Origin of the sequence: Peptoniphilus koenoeneniae (assembly GCF_030812875.1) — a bacterium.
Taxonomy (GTDB): domain Bacteria; phylum Bacillota; class Clostridia; order Tissierellales; family Peptoniphilaceae; genus Peptoniphilus_B; species Peptoniphilus_B koenoeneniae.
In genome coordinates this window covers 43,251-61,449 of record NZ_JAUSTN010000005.1, presented here as the reverse complement: position 1 = coordinate 61,449, position 18,199 = coordinate 43,251, and the positions used below count along the sequence as shown (strand labels likewise).

The 18,199-nt window shown below is 30.4% G+C and carries 16 protein-coding genes; 13 read left to right on the top strand and 3 right to left on the bottom strand.

Features of this window, described 5'->3' with window-relative positions; translation table 11 throughout:
* Window positions 1–44: 44 nt before the first annotated feature.
* Window positions 45–1,418, bottom strand: a complete 1,374-nt coding sequence (locus tag J2S72_RS05315) for an aminopeptidase (RefSeq protein WP_023056102.1) — start codon at window positions 1,416–1,418, stop codon at window positions 45–47.
* A gap of 190 nt (window positions 1,419–1,608) precedes the next feature.
* Between J2S72_RS05315 and J2S72_RS05310 the strand changes: the two genes are divergently transcribed.
* From J2S72_RS05310 to J2S72_RS05285, 6 genes are all read left to right on the top strand, one after another.
* The gene (locus J2S72_RS05310; RefSeq protein ID WP_307495123.1) at window positions 1,609–2,091 is read left to right on the top strand and encodes a CarD family transcriptional regulator; all 483 of its coding nucleotides are present in this window, start codon (window positions 1,609–1,611) and stop codon (window positions 2,089–2,091) included.
* A gap of 13 nt (window positions 2,092–2,104) precedes the next feature.
* A complete protein-coding gene (locus tag J2S72_RS05305) occupies window positions 2,105–3,202 on the top strand; it encodes a PIN/TRAM domain-containing protein (protein WP_036739722.1) in 1,098 nt (365 codons plus the stop codon).
* A gap of 111 nt (window positions 3,203–3,313) precedes the next feature.
* Window positions 3,314–4,789, top strand: coding sequence for an AMP-binding protein (locus J2S72_RS05300; protein WP_307495121.1), 1,476 nt, complete (start codon window positions 3,314–3,316; stop codon window positions 4,787–4,789).
* Window positions 4,782–5,030, top strand: coding sequence for an acyl carrier protein (locus J2S72_RS05295; RefSeq protein WP_307495120.1), 249 nt, complete (start codon window positions 4,782–4,784; stop codon window positions 5,028–5,030). Before J2S72_RS05300 ends, J2S72_RS05295 begins: the two co-directional genes overlap by 8 nt.
* Entirely contained in the window at window positions 5,027–6,538 is a 1,512-nt protein-coding gene (locus J2S72_RS05290; protein ID WP_023056003.1) for an MBOAT family O-acyltransferase, read from the top strand. The genes J2S72_RS05295 and J2S72_RS05290 overlap by 4 nt, the downstream gene beginning before the upstream one ends.
* A 7-nt stretch (window positions 6,539–6,545) precedes the next feature.
* Complete coding sequence (locus J2S72_RS05285) at window positions 6,546–8,324, top strand: polysaccharide deacetylase family protein (RefSeq protein WP_023056104.1); 1,779 nt, start codon at window positions 6,546–6,548, stop codon at window positions 8,322–8,324.
* Window positions 8,325–8,339: 15 nt separating this feature from the next.
* Here the strand turns inward: J2S72_RS05285 and J2S72_RS05280 are convergent, their stop codons facing one another.
* Complete coding sequence (locus tag J2S72_RS05280) at window positions 8,340–9,155, bottom strand: hypothetical protein (RefSeq protein WP_023056081.1); 816 nt, start codon at window positions 9,153–9,155, stop codon at window positions 8,340–8,342.
* A 126-nt stretch (window positions 9,156–9,281) separates the two neighbouring features.
* Between J2S72_RS05280 and J2S72_RS05275 the strand changes: the two genes are divergently transcribed.
* The 3 genes from J2S72_RS05275 to J2S72_RS05265 all read left to right on the top strand — a co-directional run bounded on the left by J2S72_RS05275 (window position 9,282) and on the right by J2S72_RS05265 (window position 12,348).
* Window positions 9,282–10,445: an NAD(P)-dependent malic enzyme gene (locus J2S72_RS05275; RefSeq protein WP_023056031.1), complete on the top strand. Its 1,164-nt coding sequence runs from the start codon at window positions 9,282–9,284 to the stop codon at window positions 10,443–10,445.
* Entirely contained in the window at window positions 10,445–11,821 is a 1,377-nt protein-coding gene (gene fumC / locus J2S72_RS05270) for a class II fumarate hydratase (protein ID WP_023056036.1), read from the top strand. The genes J2S72_RS05275 and fumC overlap by 1 nt, the downstream gene beginning before the upstream one ends.
* Before the next feature lie 89 nt (window positions 11,822–11,910).
* Window positions 11,911–12,348: a universal stress protein gene (locus tag J2S72_RS05265; protein ID WP_023056095.1), complete on the top strand. Its 438-nt coding sequence runs from the start codon at window positions 11,911–11,913 to the stop codon at window positions 12,346–12,348.
* 44 nt (window positions 12,349–12,392) lie between these two features.
* Here the strand turns inward: J2S72_RS05265 and J2S72_RS05260 are convergent, their stop codons facing one another.
* On the bottom strand, window positions 12,393–12,944 hold the full coding sequence (locus J2S72_RS05260) for a stage II sporulation protein M (protein ID WP_023056006.1): 552 nt from the start codon (window positions 12,942–12,944) through the stop codon (window positions 12,393–12,395).
* Between the two features lie 79 nt (window positions 12,945–13,023).
* Here J2S72_RS05260 and J2S72_RS05255 point away from each other — a divergent pair, with 79 nt between their 5' ends.
* From J2S72_RS05255 to J2S72_RS05240, 4 genes are all read left to right on the top strand, one after another.
* Window positions 13,024–14,145 carry an AI-2E family transporter gene (locus tag J2S72_RS05255; protein WP_023056059.1) on the top strand — a complete coding sequence of 374 codons (1,122 nt, stop codon included), beginning with the start codon at window positions 13,024–13,026 and terminating at the stop codon, window positions 14,143–14,145.
* Window positions 14,146–14,239: 94 nt separating this feature from the next.
* Window positions 14,240–15,388, top strand: coding sequence for a cation diffusion facilitator family transporter (locus tag J2S72_RS05250; protein WP_023055995.1), 1,149 nt, complete (start codon window positions 14,240–14,242; stop codon window positions 15,386–15,388).
* Between the two features lies 1 nt (window position 15,389).
* A complete protein-coding gene (trkA, locus tag J2S72_RS05245) occupies window positions 15,390–16,778 on the top strand; it encodes a Trk system potassium transporter TrkA (RefSeq protein ID WP_307495119.1) in 1,389 nt (462 codons plus the stop codon).
* Window positions 16,756–18,195 carry a TrkH family potassium uptake protein gene (locus J2S72_RS05240; RefSeq protein WP_023056107.1) on the top strand — a complete coding sequence of 480 codons (1,440 nt, stop codon included), beginning with the start codon at window positions 16,756–16,758 and terminating at the stop codon, window positions 18,193–18,195. Before trkA ends, J2S72_RS05240 begins: the two co-directional genes overlap by 23 nt.
* Window positions 18,196–18,199: the final 4 nt, after the last annotated feature.

Here is an 18,199-nt window from a genome sequence, read left to right as displayed (position 1 = left end):
AAAAAAGGGATGATTTTAAAATCATCCCTTTTAAAATTTAAATTTTATTTTAAAAATGCAAGATAGGCTTTCATTGTCATATAGGCATCGGCCTTTGAAAGTATCTCATAAGGTGCGTGCATGGAGAGCATAGCAGTTCCGCAGTCAACTACTTCAGCGCCCTTTCCTGCAAGAATATAGGCGATAGTTCCGCCGCCACCTTGATCTGTTTTCCCAAGTTCTGAAGTTTGCCAAATAACATTGTTATCGTTAAATTTATTTACAACTTCTCTTAAAAATTCAGAGTTTGCATCATTGCTGCCGCTCTTTCCACGAGCTCCAGTATATTTTGCTATAGCAACACCGTATCCACTTAAGGCTGCATTTTTATCATCACTTACTTCTTTAAAGTCCGGGTCTAAGGCAACAATAACATCAGCTGAAAGAACTTTTGAGTTTGCAATGGAACGTCTTAAAAGTAAATCTGAATAATTTTTTTGATTTGCCAAAATTTCAGCAAGGGCATTTTCAAAAAATGCAGAATTCATGGAAGTGTTACCCACTGAACCGATTTCTTCCTTATCTACGAAAAGGCCCACTGCAGTAATTTTTGGATTTTCAACTTGAAGAAGGGCGTAGAGATTTGCGAAAGAGCAAACCCTGTCATCTTGACCGTGACCAGCTACCATAGCTCTGTCGAAACCAACATCTCTTGCTTTTGATGCAGGCACAACTTCAAGTTCTGCAATTGCAAAATCTTCTTCAACCATATTATATTTTTCATTTAAATATTGAAGAACAAATTTTTTTATGGGATTTTCTTTTTCCTTTGAACCGTAGCTGGAATGACCTACAATAACATTTAAACTTTCTGCAGTGATTGCTTCACTTAAAGGTTTTTTGTTTTGATCTGCACTTAGGTGGGGAAGTAAATCTGTTATATAAAAAATTGGATCATTTTCATCTTCTCCAATGGCAATTTCAAATTTTTCATTGTTTTTATTTATTATTATTCCGTGAATTGCTAATGGAATAGTCGGCCATTGATACTTGCGAATACCGCCGTAATAGTGAGTTTTAAGAAAGGCTAGTTCACTGTCTTCATAAAGGGGATTTTGTTTTACATCAAGGCGGGGAGAATCTATGTGAGATCCTACAATATTCATACCTTCTTCTAAGTCATCTCCTATTACAAAAAGAGCAAGGCTTTTATTTTTATTGTTTACATAAATTTTGTCACCCTTTTTAATTTTATTTTTAAGAGCTTCTTTAAGTTCAATAAAACCCTTTTCTTTTGCTTTTTCAATTATAAAAGAAGTGGCTTCTCTTTCAGTTTTTGCCTTATCTAAAAAATTTTTATAATCTTCACCGTAAGCATAAATTTTTTCTTTTTCATTTTCGTCAATTTGTTGCCATACTGATTTTTTAATTTTTTCCAAAATAAGTCTCCTTTCAAAACAATCATATTTTCTTATAGAATACACTTTAATTTAAGTTGAGTAAAGTTAAAGAAAATTATAATTAAAATGCAAAAATATTTGATATCTCTTAAACTTTGTGATAATATATAAAATTTACTTTTTTTAATTTCAATGTTATACTATAAATAGGCCATTTAAGGAGGTTAAAATGTTTGAAATTGGAGATAAAGTAGTATATCCCATGCACGGCGCCGGAATAATTGTAAATATAGACATTAAAGAAGTACTTGGCGAAGAAAGAAAATATTATATTCTCAGAATGCCCATAAACGGAATGAGAGTTATGGTTCCTGTAGAAAATGCTAAAGAACTTGGAGTTAGATATATTTATGGCCCTGCTGAAATGAATAAAGTTTTTGAAACATTAAAAGATGATGCTGAAGAAGATTTGCCATCAAATTGGAACAGGAGATACAGGTTTAATATGGAACGTATTAAGTCGGGAGATCTTACTGAAATTGCAAAAGTAGTCAGATGTCTTACTAAGATGGATGAAGAGAAAACTTTATCAACTGGAGAGAGGAAACTCCTTAATAATGCTAAACAAATCATAATATCCGAGATGGCCCTCGTTTATGATAAAAGCGTAAGCGAAATTGACAGCCTTGTTGAAAAGGCTATTTTAGCATGAGGAGGTAAAGACCATAAATAAAGAAGTATTTAAAAAAATTTTTAGGCTGCTTTGGTCATTGGTTGGCGCAGGCTTCGGTTTAATTTTAATTACCATTTTTAGATTAATCGGGCTTGAATTTTTTGATGGAAGGGCAAACTTAATTTTTAGGATATCCTTAATTATTTTATTTGCAATTATATTTTTTATAACGGGGCCCAAAATCTTTAAAGGTTTTGAGTCTTTACAGGATTTCTTGGAAGAAGAGTTAAAGGGTAGGAGCCTACCGGAGCTTATTTGGGGGCTTTCAGGTCTTATAATAGGTTTATTAGTTGCCTTTTTTATTTCCCAACCAATTTACAGAATACCAATACCATATCTTGGAAGTGTACTTAGTATTTTAGTTTATGTAATGTTTGGCTTTTTAGGGGTAAGACTTGCAGTTCATAACAAGGAAGAGCTTACGAACAGAATTAAAGAAGCCCTTCAAAAACCCTTTGAAAAAAAAGAAACTTTAAAACTTCCAAAAATAAGCGGCAAACCAAAAGTCTTGGACACATCTGTTATAATTGACGGCAGAATCAAAGATATTTGTGATAGTGGATTTTTAGAGGGGCCTGTAATAGTACCGGTATTTGTCCTTGAGGAACTTCAACACATTGCAGATTCTGCAGATAATTTAAAAAGAACCAGAGGAAGACGAGGTCTGGACATTATTCATGAAATGCAAGAAGATAAAGTTATTGAAATTATAGTTTCAGATTTAACTTATGATGACATAGCTGAAGTTGATTCAAAACTTTTAAAACTTACAAAGGATGTAAAGGGAAAAATTGTTACAAACGATTATAATTTAAACAAGGTGGCAAAAGTTCAAAACATAGAAGTTTTAAATATAAATGAACTTGCAAACTCTGTTAAACCTGTTTATTTACCTGGTGAAGAAATGTCCGTTTCCATAGTTAAAGTTGGAAAGGAATTAAATCAAGGTTTATCCTACTTAGATGATGGAACAATGATAGTTGTTGAAAATGGAAAAGATTATTTAGGCAAAAGCATAAAAGTTGAAGTTACCTCAGTACTACAAACTTCAGCAGGAAAGATGATTTTTGCAAAACCAAAGGCGGCTTAGCCGTCTTTTTTTATATTTTTTAAGATAAGCAAAATTAAAATATTTATACAAATAACTTATAATAATTGTATTAAAAAATTAAATTTTATATAATTTACAAGAAGGTGAAAAATGAAAAATTTATTTGATATATTAGTTGAAGCAAACAAAAAAGCGAAAGATAAATACGCAATTTTAACGGAAAAAAATAAATATACTTTTGCAGAATATTTGTCCAAGGCAAAAAAAGTTGCAAATTTTTTAATCAAAGAAGACTTTGATTTAAAGAAACCCTTTCTTGTACTTATAGATGACAATGAATATGATTTATTTGCTTTTATGGGCATCTTAGGAGCGGGAGGATATTATGTTGCCATTAATTACAAAACTCCCAAAGAAAGACTTGAAGAAATAATAAAAAGATACGACTTTGCAGGCATCTTATCTTCAAAAGAAAGTTCAATTTTTTCAAAAGACATAAAAGAGATAATTGAAACTAATGAAGAAATAGACATGAAGTTTCTAAATAAAAGCATAAGGACATCCCCTGCTTTTGGTATGTTTACATCTGGATCAACAGGAAGCCCAAAACTGGTTTTAAAAAGTCACGGCTCTATAATTGATCAGTGCAGAAACTTTAATGAAGAATTTAATTTTACAAGGGAAGATATTTTTGGAAATCAAGTTAGCTTTGAATTTGATTCTTCCTGTAAAAGTATTTTTTTGTCGATTTATAACCTTGCAGCTATAGCCCTAATACCGCCTAAATATTTTATGTTTCCCAAAAAAATCCTTGATCTTATAAATTATTTTCAAGCAAGTGTTTTAATTTGGTCTACTTTTGCTTTAAGAATTATGGAAAATTTTAAGGCATTTTCTTATAAAAAAATACCAAGCGTAAAAAAAGTTATGTTTTCAGGAGAAATTTTACCAAAGAGAACGGCGATTTATTGGATGGAAAATTCTCAGGCAAAATTTTACAATCTTTATGCTCCTACTGAAGTAAGTTTTAATTGTCTTTATCATGAGATTTCAAAAGATGATGATCTTTTAAATATTCCTGCTGGAAAAGAAGTTCCTGGATCTAAAATATATATCTTAGATGAAGAAAACAAACCTTGTAAAGAAAATGAAGAAGGACAAATTTTTGTTGGAGGAGAAGGACTTGCCTTAGGTTATTATGATGATTTTGAAAAAACAAATATGACCTTTGTTCAAAATCCTCTACAAAATAAATATAGGGAAATTTTTTATAAAACGGGTGATTTTGGACTTATAAAAAATGGGGAAATTTATTTTAAGGGCAGAATGGATAATCAAGTAAAACACTTAGGATATAGAATAGAACTTGGAGAAATTGAAAATAGAATTAATGCCTTAGAAGGAATTGACATAAGCGGAGTTTTATTTGAAAAAGAAAAAGAATTAATAAGCGTATTTTATCAAGGTCAAATCGATGAAAAAAATATGTTTAGGCTCTTAAAAGATAAATTGCCAAGACACATGATGCCAAAAAAAATAATAAGACTTGACGTAATGCCATTAAATAGAAATAATAAAGTAGATAGAAATAAATTAAAAGAATATTTAGGAGAAAAAAATGACTAATTTAGACAAAATTATAGAAATTTTAAAGGATGTAACACCAGATCCTAATGCTGAAATCGAAGAAGATACTGAACTTATTGAATCAGGAGTAATAGATTCCTTTGATACTGTAAGTTTGATTTTGGAACTTAACGATGAATTCGGAATCGACATAGGAGTTGAAGACATCTTACCTGAAAATTTTGAAACTCCAAAAACTATTTTAGAACTTGTAGAGCATTTTTTAGGAGAGCTTGATTGAATTTTACAAATCCCATTCTTTATTTAGGGTTAAGTATTTTTGTAGTTTTATATTACACAATTTTTAAAAAATTCCAGTGGTTATTTTTACTTCTGGCAAGTCTTGTTTTATATTTTGTCATGGAAAAATCCATGGCAATTTATATTATTATAACTAGTATAAGCATTTATTTTTTAGGTGTAAAAATACAAAAAATAAACGACCTCTACCCTAAGAAAGATAGAAAAAAATATTCAAAAAAATATTTAATAAGTGGGCTTTTAATTAATTTTGGAATACTTTTTGGCTTAAAATATCTGGGACTTTTAAAAGTATTTAAAATTGAAAGCTTTGATTTTATGTCAATTATTCCGCCCCTGGGAATATCTTTTTACACTTTCAAGGCAACTTCATATTTAATTGATCTTTATAGAAGTAAATATGATGCTGAGAAAGATTTTTTTAAATTTGCAACTTTTGTAAGTTATTTTCCAGCTCTTTTACAGGGCCCTATTGATAAATATGATGAACTTTCAAATACCTTATACACAAAGAAAAATTTTGACTATGAAAATCTTGTAAGAGGTTTTTATTTAATTTTATTTGGTATTATGAAGAAAACCGTAATAGCGGATAGATTGGTTGAACCTATAGGAAATGTTGTAAAATCTTACACTTCTTATCAAGGTTCTGTTTTATTTTTTGCTATGTTTGTTTTTGGAATTCAAATTTATGCAGATTTTTCCGGCGGTATAGATATGGTTAGGGGTTTTTCAAAAATCTTGGGAATTGATCTTGCAGAGAATTTTAATAATCCCTATTTTGCAGATTCAGTTGCAGAGTATTGGAGAAGGTGGCACATGAGTTTGGGAGCTTGGATGAGAGAATATGTATTTTATCCTATGAGTCTTTCAAAGAGTTTTGCTAACATAAATAAAAAATCAAGGAAAAAATTTGGACCTAAATATGGGAAAATTTTTACTTTGCTTATTTCAACTATTGTAGTTTATCTTTTAATAGGAGCTTGGCATGGTGCAAGGACCATATCTCTTTTATTCGGTTTATTTTATGGTATAGTTATATCTATTTCTCTTGTTTTGGAAAATATAAGAGCAGACATAGATAAGAAACTTCCTCTACCCTATAAATTTAAATATTCCTTAAAAATTTTATGGGTAATTTTTATTACCACCATAGGAAGATATTTTTCTAAGGCAAATACTGGAAGAGAACTTTGGATCATGCTTAAATATACTGTAAAGAATTATTTCGGAAAAAATTTTTGGGCAAACTTTTATTCTGCCATGAACATGAAACCTCTTTCATATGTGGTTCTTATTATTGGCATAACTATAATGATTTTTGCCGGAATATATAAGGAAAAATACGGAGATTTTTACGAAAAGATAAAGAGACTTAAACCTGTAAGTTTATATTTACTTTTAGTCTTTGTAATAGGATTTACAATTGTTTTCGGACTTATGGGCACAAACATAACTCAAATGGAATTTGTATATCAAAAATATTAGGAGAAAAATGAAAGCTAAAAAACAAATTAAAATAGTTATACTTTCAATTTTAAGTATTCTTATTTTAATAGGAGCAATAAATTTTTATATGGACCCCTTTGGAGTCTTTAGAAAAGATGGTTGGTTTGCATATAGGATGACAAGAAATCCTCGAACTGCAAAAATAACTTATCTAAATAATAAGGATAATTATGATGCTTATATAGTAGGGTCATCAGGTTCAAGTCCTCTTTTGACACAAAGCTTTAATAAATATGGCAAAAAAAATTATTATAACGCCTTTTATTATGGTGCCGATATGAAGGATGTAAAAGAAACTGTTAAATATTTGGTAAATAAAAGAGGTGCAAAAGAAATAGTCTTGCCTATTACTTTTTCTTTTGCTGAAAGTTATGATACAGGGGATAATGATCTTCACTACAAGATGAAGCCTGAAGTTGATGGTAAAAATAAATTTGAATTTTACTTAAATTATTTATTTTCAGATATGAGATATGCCTATGACATGTATAAGTCTTCAAAAAAGAAATCTTATATTCCATCGGGATTTGATGTATTTATACCTGATAGTGGCAATTATGACAAAAGAGTTAGAGATACAGAAAATATAGGCTCCCTTGAAAATTATTTAAATTTATATCCGGATTTTAAATTTGAAAAGGCAAAAATAGAAACAAAATATAAAGATCAATTTTTTTCAGACTTAGAAGATACAGTAAAGTTTTTGCAAGAGAAAAATGTTAAATTAAGACTTATAATGTATCCTCTTTATAAAACTGCCTTTAATGCTTACCCAAAAACAGATATTGATGAATTTTATAGAAGGTTAAATAAAATAAGCGACTATTGGGATTTTACTTATTCAAGTATAAGTCTTGATCCAAGATATTTTTATGATACCGCCCACTATAGAAATGATGTGGGAGATATGATGATATATAAAATATTTGGAGACAAAGAACATTTTATTCCTGAAGATTTTGGAACTTTTGTAAAGAAAGGACAAGATGTAAGACCTCAAATTGCAAAAAAAGAAAATTTTGAAGGTAAAATTTTAAATCTGATGCTCCATCATATAGGGCAAGATAAAAATAATCCTGCAATAATTGATGAAAATAAACTTATAGAACTTTTTGAAAAAATAAAAGAAAAAAATTATACTACAATAAGTCTAAAAGATATAAATGATTTTGTAGAAAAGGGAAAAGCCCTTCCTGAAAAATCAATTCTTTTAACTTTTGACGATGGCTATAAAAGTAACTATACAAAAGTTTATCCCCTTTTAAAAAAGTATAATTATAAAGCTTTGTATTTTCCCATAGGAGTTTCCATAGGCAAAGACACTTATAAAGAAAGCGGAATAAAAATTATTCCCCACTACGATTTAAATCAAATGGAAGAAATGAAAAATTCAAAACTTGTGGAATTTGGATCCCACACTTTTGATATGCACCAAGTGGAAAAATATGAAAAAGAAAATCCTGACATTCACACATCTCTTTTAAGGCAGGGGGATGAGAAAGAATATATTTCTTATTTAAAAAATGATATTAAAAATTTTGAAGAAAAGATGAATGGACTTATGAGTCCCTATAAGGCTATGGCATATCCTTTAGGTCTTCACGATAATTTAAGTGATGTTATAGTAAAAGAAAAGGGATATAACATTACATTTACAACAAATGAAGGAGAAAATATTATTTTAAAGGGATTAAAACAGTCTACTTTTTCAATGAATAGAATAAACATAGGTCCTGAAACGGATTTAGAACAAGTATTAAAATAACCCGAAAAATTCGGGTTATTTTTTTATGCTTTTTAAATATTCTTTTGCGCCGTTAAGATTCATGTAATAATTTGCAAAACTGGCATTTTCTGCAAGTTTATATATATTTAAATCCTTTAAATCTTCTTGATTTAACATTTCTTTTGAAAAAAGACTATAAGAAAGAAGAGCCTTTTTTCTAAATTTTAATTTTACAAATAAATTATCATAAGATTTTTCCTCTAGTTTTTCATTAAAGTTTGAAAGTCTTATGCAAAGATAAAAAACATATAAATTTTTTTCCATATCATCTTTTATTATCTTATAATTTATCTGATCTAAACCCTTTGAAGTGCCATAGATGTTTTTAATTAAGGCATCTATATCATCTATAATTTTAATTTTTGCAAGCTCACCTTCATCAATGGTTTTAAGCTCATAAGTAAGTTTTTTAAAATTTTCCTCATTTACAGGTAGAGAAAATAGTTCTCTTAAATATATTTTAAAAGTTTTTCTCTCAATAATACTTTTATCTGTTGAACTTTTTAAAACAATGGTGTTTATAGTGGGATTTAAATAAAAAATATAAACAAGTTCTTTTATATTTTGGTAAGAATTTTTAAAATAATCCTGGTCACTAAGCTCAAGAGTAAGAGTATCATCTTTTAAATTCATTATTTGTTCTGTTTTATTTAAAGCAACACTTAAATCTTTAATTTTTTCAGCAGAAGGCCTTGAGGAAAAATATTGAAAAATTTTTTCCCTTTCATCCATTTCTTTTGAAATCTCTTGATTTGAGCAGGCTGTTAAAAATATAAAAATTGAAATTAAAAATAAAAAATATTTTTTCAAAATATCACCAATCTAAGTTTATTAGCCTTTTATTTTTAAGTCAAGAATAAGAAAACATTTTCTGTATAAAGAGGATTGTGTGCTATAATTTACTTAGTTTAAAAATTAATTATTAGGAGGATAAAAATGGACAATAAAAAAGAAGCTATGAAGCTTCATAGAGAATTAAGGGGAAAATTTGAAATTAAACCAAGAGCAAAGACAGATAACGCAGAAGTTCTTGCCCTTGCATATACACCGGGAGTTGCAGAAGCTTGTTTAGCAATTAAAGAAGATCCTCACGAAGCTTACAATTTAACAAGAAAATGGAATCTTGTAGGAGTTGTAACTGATGGAACTGCAGTTTTAGGTCTTGGAGATATAGGTGCTATGGCAGGAATGCCAGTTATGGAAGGAAAATCAATTTTATTTAAAAATTTTGCTAATGTTGATGCCTTTCCAATCTGCCTTGCTACAAAAGATACAGAAGAAATTATAAAAACTGTAAAAAATCTTGAACCTACTTTTGGTGGAATAAATCTTGAAGATATAAAAGCACCTAAGTGTTTTGAAATAGAACAAAGGCTTGCAGAAGAAATGGACATTCCAGTTTTTCATGACGACCAACATGGAACTGCAATAGTTGTTATTGCAGCAATTTTAAATTCTTTAAAATTAGTAGGAAAAAAACTTGAAGACACAAGAATTGTAATGAGTGGTGCCGGTGCAGCTGGTATGGCAATATTACACCTTCTTACTCTTGAAGGAGCAAAAAATGTAATTTTTGTAGGAAGAAAAGGAATAATAGGTCCGGACTACTACGATGATGAATATAGACAAAAAATGCTTTCTAAATGTAATCCTGAAAATGTTAAGGGCGGCATGGCAGAAGCTTTAACAGGAGCTGATATTTTTATAGGAGTTTCAGGTCCAGGTCTTGTTACAAAAGAAATGGTAGAAAAGATGAATAAAGATGCAATTGTTTTTGCAATGGCAAATCCAGTTCCTGAAATTTATCCGGAAGAAGCAAAAAAAGGTGGAGCAAGAATTTGTGGTACAGGAAGAAGTGACTTTCCAAATCAAGTAAATAATGTATCAGTATTTCCGGGACTTTTCAGAGGAGCCCTTGATGTAAGAGCAAGAAAAATTACAGATAACATGAAACTTGCCGCAGCTCATGCAATAGCAGATGCAGTTGAAAATCCTATAGAAGAACGTGTACTCCCTGATGCTTTTGATTTAAGCGTTGCAGAAAAAGTTGCAAAAGCTGTAGCAGATCAAGCAAGAAAAGATGGAGTTGCAAGAGAATAATGGATTATAGAATTGAACATGACAGCATCGGTGAGATAAGAGTTCCAAAAGATAAATATTGGGCTGCTCAAACTGAAAGAAGTCATGAAAATTTTCTTATAGGTACTGAAAAGATGCCTGAAGAAATAATAAGAGCTTTTGCAATTTTAAAATATGGAGCTGCTGAAACTAATAAAAATTTAAATCTTATTGATGAAAAAAAAGCAGGAGCTATAAAAAAAGTTTGTGATGAAATACTTGAAGGAAAACTTGACGAACATTTCCCTCTTGTGGTTTGGCAAACAGGATCTGGCACTCAAAGCAATATGAATGTAAATGAAGTAATAGCTAACAGGGGAAATGAAATACTAAAGGAAAAAGTTCTTCATCCAAATGATGATGTAAATAAATCCCAATCAAGTAATGATACTTTTCCAACGGCTCTTCATATAAGTGCTTTACTTTCCATCGAAGAAAAATTAATTCCTGCTATAGATCAATTGGAAGAAACTTTTGATAAACTTTCAAAAGACTATATGGAAATTATAAAAACAGGAAGAACTCACTTGCAAGATGCAGTGCCCCTATCTTTAGGACAAGAAATAAGCGGCTGGCATAGAATGCTTGAACTTTCAAAGGAAATGATAAAAGATTCTCTTGAAAGACTCCGTGAAATTGCCCTGGGAGGAACTGCAGTAGGAACAGGACTTAATGCTCACAAAGATTTTGCAGAACTTGTAGCAAAAGAAATTTCAAAAAAAAGCGGCCATAAATTTATAAGCGCAAAAAATAAATTTCATGCTCTAACAAGTAAAGATCAACTTGTCTTTGTGCATGGAGCAATAAGAGCTCTTGCATGTGATATGCTTAAAATGGCCAACGACGTAAGACTTCTTGCATCAGGTCCAAGGTGTGGAATAGGAGAAATAACAATTCCTGCAAACGAACCTGGTTCATCAATAATGCCAGGAAAAGTTAACCCAACCCAAGCAGAAGCTCTTACAATGGTATGTGTTCAAGTAATGGCAAATGACACTGCAATAAGTATAGCGGCTTCTCAAGGAAATTATGAATTAAATGTATACATGCCTCTTATAGCTTATAATTTTCTTCAAAGTGTAAGACTTTTAAGTGATGCACTTATAAGCTTTAATAAAAATTGTGCAGTTGGAATAAAACCCAATATGGAAAAAATTAATGAAAATGTAAACAAATCTTTAATGCTTGTAACTGCACTTAATCCCTATATAGGCTATGAGAATGCAGCTAAAATTGCAAAAAAAGCTCACCAAGAGGGAACAACTTTAAAAGAAGCTTGTCTTAGTTTAAAACTTTTAACAGAAGAAGAATTTGATAAAATAGTAGACCCTAAGAAAATGGTAAATTTAAAAAGATAATATCAAAAAGAAACAGAGTAAAATCTGTTTCTTTTTTTTAAATTGGGTATAATTATATTAATAAATTATAGAAATTTAAGGAGGGCAAAATGAAATTTTTAGTACCTATAGATGGATCAAAATCCAGTAATGAATCCGTAAAAGTTGCAAGAAAATTAGGAGAAAAAGTTCAAGCGGATTTATTAATACTTACAGTAATACCTGAAACCAGCATATTTGAACAATATCCTACAAATTTCCCCTATACTTTGGAAATAGATAAGGCAAACACCGAAAGAGCGGAATTTGTCTTAACTGATGTAGATAAAGAACTGGAAAATTATCCCTACAATCATGAAACATTTTATACATCAGGAAATCCTGCAAGTCAAATTTGTAAATTTGCAGAAGAACATGATTGTGATTTAATAGTAATGGGAAACCGTGGTTTGGGAGCATTTTCAAGAACACTTTTAGGAAGCGTATCAAACAAAGTAATAAACCAATCAAAAGTAAGTGTCCTTGTAGTAAAAAGTGATTTAAAATAAAAAGAGATTGTTAAACAATCTCTTTTTTTATAGAAATTTTAAATTTATTTTAATAAAAGGGGAGTTACATAAGCTTCAATAAGAGCGGCGATTATCAGTAGGGGAATTACAATTTTAATAAAATTCATAATATTTTTTCTGAAAAGGTCTGAAAAATTTTCTCTGTCTTTTTTCAGAAATTTTTTTGTTATATTTAAGCAAAAAGTTACACCTAAATACATGGCATAAATAAGGGCGGGAATTTCAAATATTCCATGGGGAAGAATCCCAAAGACAAAAGCTCTAAGCAAGTTCATTTTTTTAAAAGAGAGCATTTTTCCTATTACCCCTATTATAAATCCATTTGCAAAAGAGCCTAAGTAAGGTAAAAACAAAAAAGGTATGAAGCCTATAATGACCATTATAAAGCTTGCTCTTACATTATTTATAAAAAGTCCCTTTGCGGAAATTTCTCCGTTTATTAAAATATTTTCTTTATTTTTAATAAATTCATAGGAAAATTTTTGCGCTAAGTCTTCATTTAAGAGAAAGTAACCCAACAAGATTGAAACTAAAAAAGTGAGACTTAGTGAGATAATTATATTTCTTTTTTTCATAAAGTCCTCCAAATTATTGTTTTGTTATTTATATACCCATAAAGTTTAACTTAATGTTAAAATAGATATGGGTGAGAAAATGATAAGAAAAGAAGAAAACAAAGACATTTTAAAAATTATATTAATTGCAATTACTTTTACTTTTTGCTTCATATATATAAAAAGTATTTTCAAATATTTTTTATTTTTACTTGGTATTGTAAGTCCTTTTATTGCAGGGGCGGCTCTCGCTTTTGTTTTAAAAATTCCAATGAATTTTTTTATAAAGCTTTTAAGTAAAGTTAAGAATGAAAAGTTTAAAAAATTTATAGAGCCTCTTGCTCTTTTAATAACTTTAATTATTTTAGGAGCCTTTATAACTCTTGTAACTTATCTTATAATTCCTCAACTTATAAATGCGGTTAAAGCTCTTGAAGAGAAGATACCTGAATTTATAAAAAGACTTGTAGAATTTTTAAAGAAAAATTCCTGGACTGCAGTTTATGGAGAAAATCTTGAAAAAACCATAAGCAAACTTTCTTGGGACAAAGTTTTTGACAAAGTTAAAGGATTTTTTGACGGGTCAAATTCAAAAATTTATACCTCAATTATAGGAACGGCATCGGGTATTTTCGGAGCCTTTATGGATTCTTTCTTAGCTTTTGTTTTTGCAATTTATATTCTTCTTGATAAAAAAGGTCTTGAAAGGCAATTTAAGAAATTGATAAAAGCTTTATTTAAGGAAAAGAGCGCCTATATTTTTCATGTTCTTTCAATTACTCACAATAATTTTTATTATTTTGTAAAAGGACAAGTTTTTGATGCAATTATACTTGGGCTTTTAACTTTTGTGGGCATGATAATTTTAAGACTTCCTTATGGACCTATGATTTCAGTTATTGCAGCTACAAGTGATCTGGTTCCTCTTGTGGGACCTTTTATAGGAACTGCTTTGGGAGTTGTGTTTATTTTAATAGAATCTCCTACAAAGGCCCTTATATATTTAATTTATTCTCTTGTTATCCAACAAATTCAAGGAAACTTTATTTACCCTAAAATTGTAGGTGGAGCTCTTTCTATACCTCCCATGTGGTCCTTATTTGCCATTATAGTTGGAGGAAGTCTTTACGGAATAATTGGGATGTGGGTTTTTGTTCCTCTTTTTGCAGTTGTATTTCAGCTCTTAAGAGAGTACACTAATAAAAGAATTACAAATATTTAATGGAAAGCTTCGGCTTTCTATTTTTGTATAAGGTGAGAAAATTTCTTGCCTTTTATTATGATATAATCTAAGAAATACTTATATTGAGGTTAAAATGGTAAATTTAATTTTGAAACTTGGAAAATTTGGAGGTCCTTACGAAGATAGGGCTAAAATTTCAACTTATACCGGATTTTTCGGCATTATCACCAATGTTATTCTTTCTATAATTAAAGTTACAATAGGTCTTGTTTCAGGCTCTATTTCAGTTCTTGCAGATGGGGTCAACAATATTTTTGATGTTTTTTCTGCAGTTGTAACTATTATAGGGGTTAAACTTTCAAGAAAACCTGCCGATAAGGAACATCCTTACGGCCATGGAAGAATAGAGTATTTATCAGCTCTTATTATTTGTATTTTTGTTTTAATAGTGGGAATTCAATTTTTATTCGCTTCCTACAAAAAAATAGTAAACGGATCAAAGGATGAATACAGTTTTATTTCCCTTATTCTTATGAACCTGTCAATTTTAATAAAGGTTTATATAGTTGTGGTTTATAAGACAATAGGAGAAAAAATTGATTCAAGTCCATTAAAGGCAACGGCAACAGATGCCATTGGAGATGTTTTAGTAACATCCATTGTACTTATAAATATTTTTACTAATAAGATTTTCAAAATTCATATTGACGGAATTATAGGGATAATTGTTTCAATATTTATTATTTTCTCAGCTTTTTCTCTTCTTAAGGATACGGTATCGAATATTATAGGAGAGGCACCTTCTGATGATATTATTAAAGAAATAAAAGATTCTATAAATTCTTACGAAGATGTTAAGGGCTGTCACGATGTAAGAGTTGTAAGCTTTGGTCCTGAAGATAAGTTTGCCATTGTGGATGTTGAATTTGATCATAACATGAGCATTTATGACGTTCATTCCATTGTTGACAATATGGAACATCAATTAAAAAATCAGCTTAAACTGAATTTTATTATTCATCCAGAACCAGCGGGTATGAAAGCTAAAAAATATAAGGATGCTGAAAGGGAAATTGAGAAGATTATGGAAACCACAAGAGCTTTTGTAGGCTTTCATGATTTAATAATAAGAGACGGAGTTATAAATTTTGATGCTGTAGTTGACGGAAATATAATAAAAAGTTACGGAGACAGAGATAAGATAGATAAAGAGATTGAAAATAAATTAAAAGAAAAATTTAAAGATTATACTTTTAATATTGAAATAAAAATGAGGTATTGATATGAAAGCTATAATTGTAGGTGGAGGAAAACTAGGTTCAAGATTATCTTCTGCTCTTTCGATAGAAAATTATGATGTTACAGTGGTTGATAAATCGGAAAAAGCAATTTCAGATATAAATTCCAGTTTAGATGTTTTAACCGTTCATGCAAACGGTCTTGATTTTGATGTTTTAAAGGAGCTGGAAATATCAAGCTATGACCTATTAATTGCAACTACTACTTCTGATGAAGCTAATGTACTTATTTGTACTGTTGCAAAAAAATTAGGCTGCAATAAATGTATTGCAAGGGTAAGAAATCCGGAGTATCACAAGCAAGTTGGCTTTATTATTGATGAGCTGGGAATAGATCACATAATAAACCCAGACTATGCAACCGCCCTTAATATTGAAAAATATTTGCTTAAAAAATATCTTTTAATGACAGATGAATTTGCAGGTGGCAAGGTAAAACTTGCTGAGTTTAACATTCAAACGGATGAAAATTTTGTGGGAAGAGAAATAAAAGATCTTGAGGATTTTGAAAATCTTTTAATTGCAGCTGTGTCAAGAAACGGAGAAACAATCATTCCCTATGGTTCAACTGTTCTTGAAGAAAATGACGTTGTTCTTATATGTGGCCCAAGAAAAGAAGTTGATTTATTTGACGAGAAACATTCTGGCATAAGAAAGTCCAGAACCGTTCAAAGAGTAATGATCTTAGGCGGAGGAAAGCTGGGTTTATATCTGGGGCTTTTGCTAAAGGAAGATAAAATTGATACAACTATAATAGAAATCGACAGGGAAAGATGTATAAAATTAAAAGAGCGTCTTCCCAATGCAACTATTATTAATGGTGACGGAACCAACCTGACTCTTCTTGAAGAAGAGATGATGGATACAAATGATGCCTTTGTAGCTGCAACAGGCATTGATGAAACTAATTTACTTATGGCTCTTTCCGCTAAGCAAATGGGAATTTATAAATCTGTTGCCAAGATTTCAAGACCTAATTATAACCAGATTCTTGAAAAACTATCTCTTGATGGAGCTTTTAACACATCATTTATTACTGCAAGTGAAATTTTAAGGATATTAAGAGGTTCAGGTTCCCTATCTGTAAACCTTATGCTTGATGGCGATGCTGAGTTTACTGAAATCTTAGTTAAAGAGGGAGCAAAGATAATAAATAAAAAAGTTATGGACTTAAATCTTCCCCAAGGAATACTTCTAATTTCTGTTTTAAGAGATGAAAAAGCTTTTATTCCCAACGGAAATACGGTTTTGGTGCCGGGAGACAGGGTTGTTGTATTTTGTACTCATGAAAATATACAAACATTAAAGTCCATATTTTACAATAAAAAGAAAAAGAAGAGTGATTTTATAAATGAATTATTCAGTGGCATTTAGAATAATAGGATTTCTTGTGGGAATAGAGACCTTTTTTATGGTTCCTTCCCTCCTGATAGGATTTTTTAATCAAGAAGCCTCTCTTAATTCTTTTATCATTACTATTGGGATTATGCTGGTTTTCTCAGTGTTTACAAGTTTTATAACGGAAAAGAGCAGAAGGCTTACTCCTAAAGATGGGCTTTTGATTGTTTCTTTAGGTTGGATATTTGCAGCTCTATTTGGAGCTTTACCCCTATATTTGTCAAAAAGTGTACCAACTTATATAGATGCTTTTTTTGAAATTGTTTCAGGTTTTACAACAACTGGAGCAAGTGTTATAGATGATATAAGTAAGATTCCCAAATCAATAGTTCTTTGGAGAAGTGTAACTCACTGGATAGGGGGAATGGGAATTCTTGTATTTACTCTATCTCTTTTGCCGAAACTTGGTGTTGGAGGTTTTCAAATATTTAAAGCGGAAACCCCAGGACCTGTAGCAGGTAAAATTGAACCTAAAATGAGTGAAACTGCAAAAAGACTTTATATAATTTATATGGGTATAACAATCATTTTAATAACTCTACTGAAAATTGGAGGAATGACCCTTTTTGATTCTGTAGTTCACACTTTTGGAGTAGTGGGAACTGGAGGTTTCTCTTCTTACAGCGATAGCTTAATGAGCGTAGATGGAGCCTATATTCCTATTGTAATGAGTGTTTTTATGGTTCTTTGCGGAACCAACTTCACCATGTACTATTATCTATTAAAGGGAAAAATTAAAAACATTTTTACAGATGAAGAATTTATACACTATTATTTTATAATTATAGGGGCAATAATTTTAATAGGCCTTGATTTATTTTTCAGTGGCTATGGAAGTTTTGGAAAATCTTTTTTAGATTCAGCTTTTCAAGTTACATCCATAAGTTCAACATCAGGATTTGCCAGTGCAGATTATGACCTTTGGCCTGTTTTTTCAAAATACATTTTATATATTTTATTTTTCATTGGTTCCTGTGCAGGTTCTACTGCAGGTGGAATGAAGGTAATAAGAATTGTTGTTATATGGAAACTTATAAAAAGGGAAATTATAAAGGTTATCCATCCTAATGCAGTTGTGCCTATAGAAATAAACGGAAGAAATTTAAGCGATGAAGTTGTATTTGGAATAGCTGCCTTTGCAGGAGTCTATATTATAGTTCTTGTCTTAGGATCAGCCCTTGTTTCCCTTAGCGGTTTGGATTATGTCAGTGCTACATCTTCTGTAATGACCATGCTTTCTAACGTAGGTCCAGGTTTTGGAAGAGTGGGTCCTACACAAAACTTTTTGTTTTTTAATGGAGGATATAAGCTTATGTTTTCCTTCTTTATGCTCTTAGGAAGACTGGAATTTTTCACTCTCCTTGCTCTTGTAGCACCGGGAAGAAAATCATAGGAGT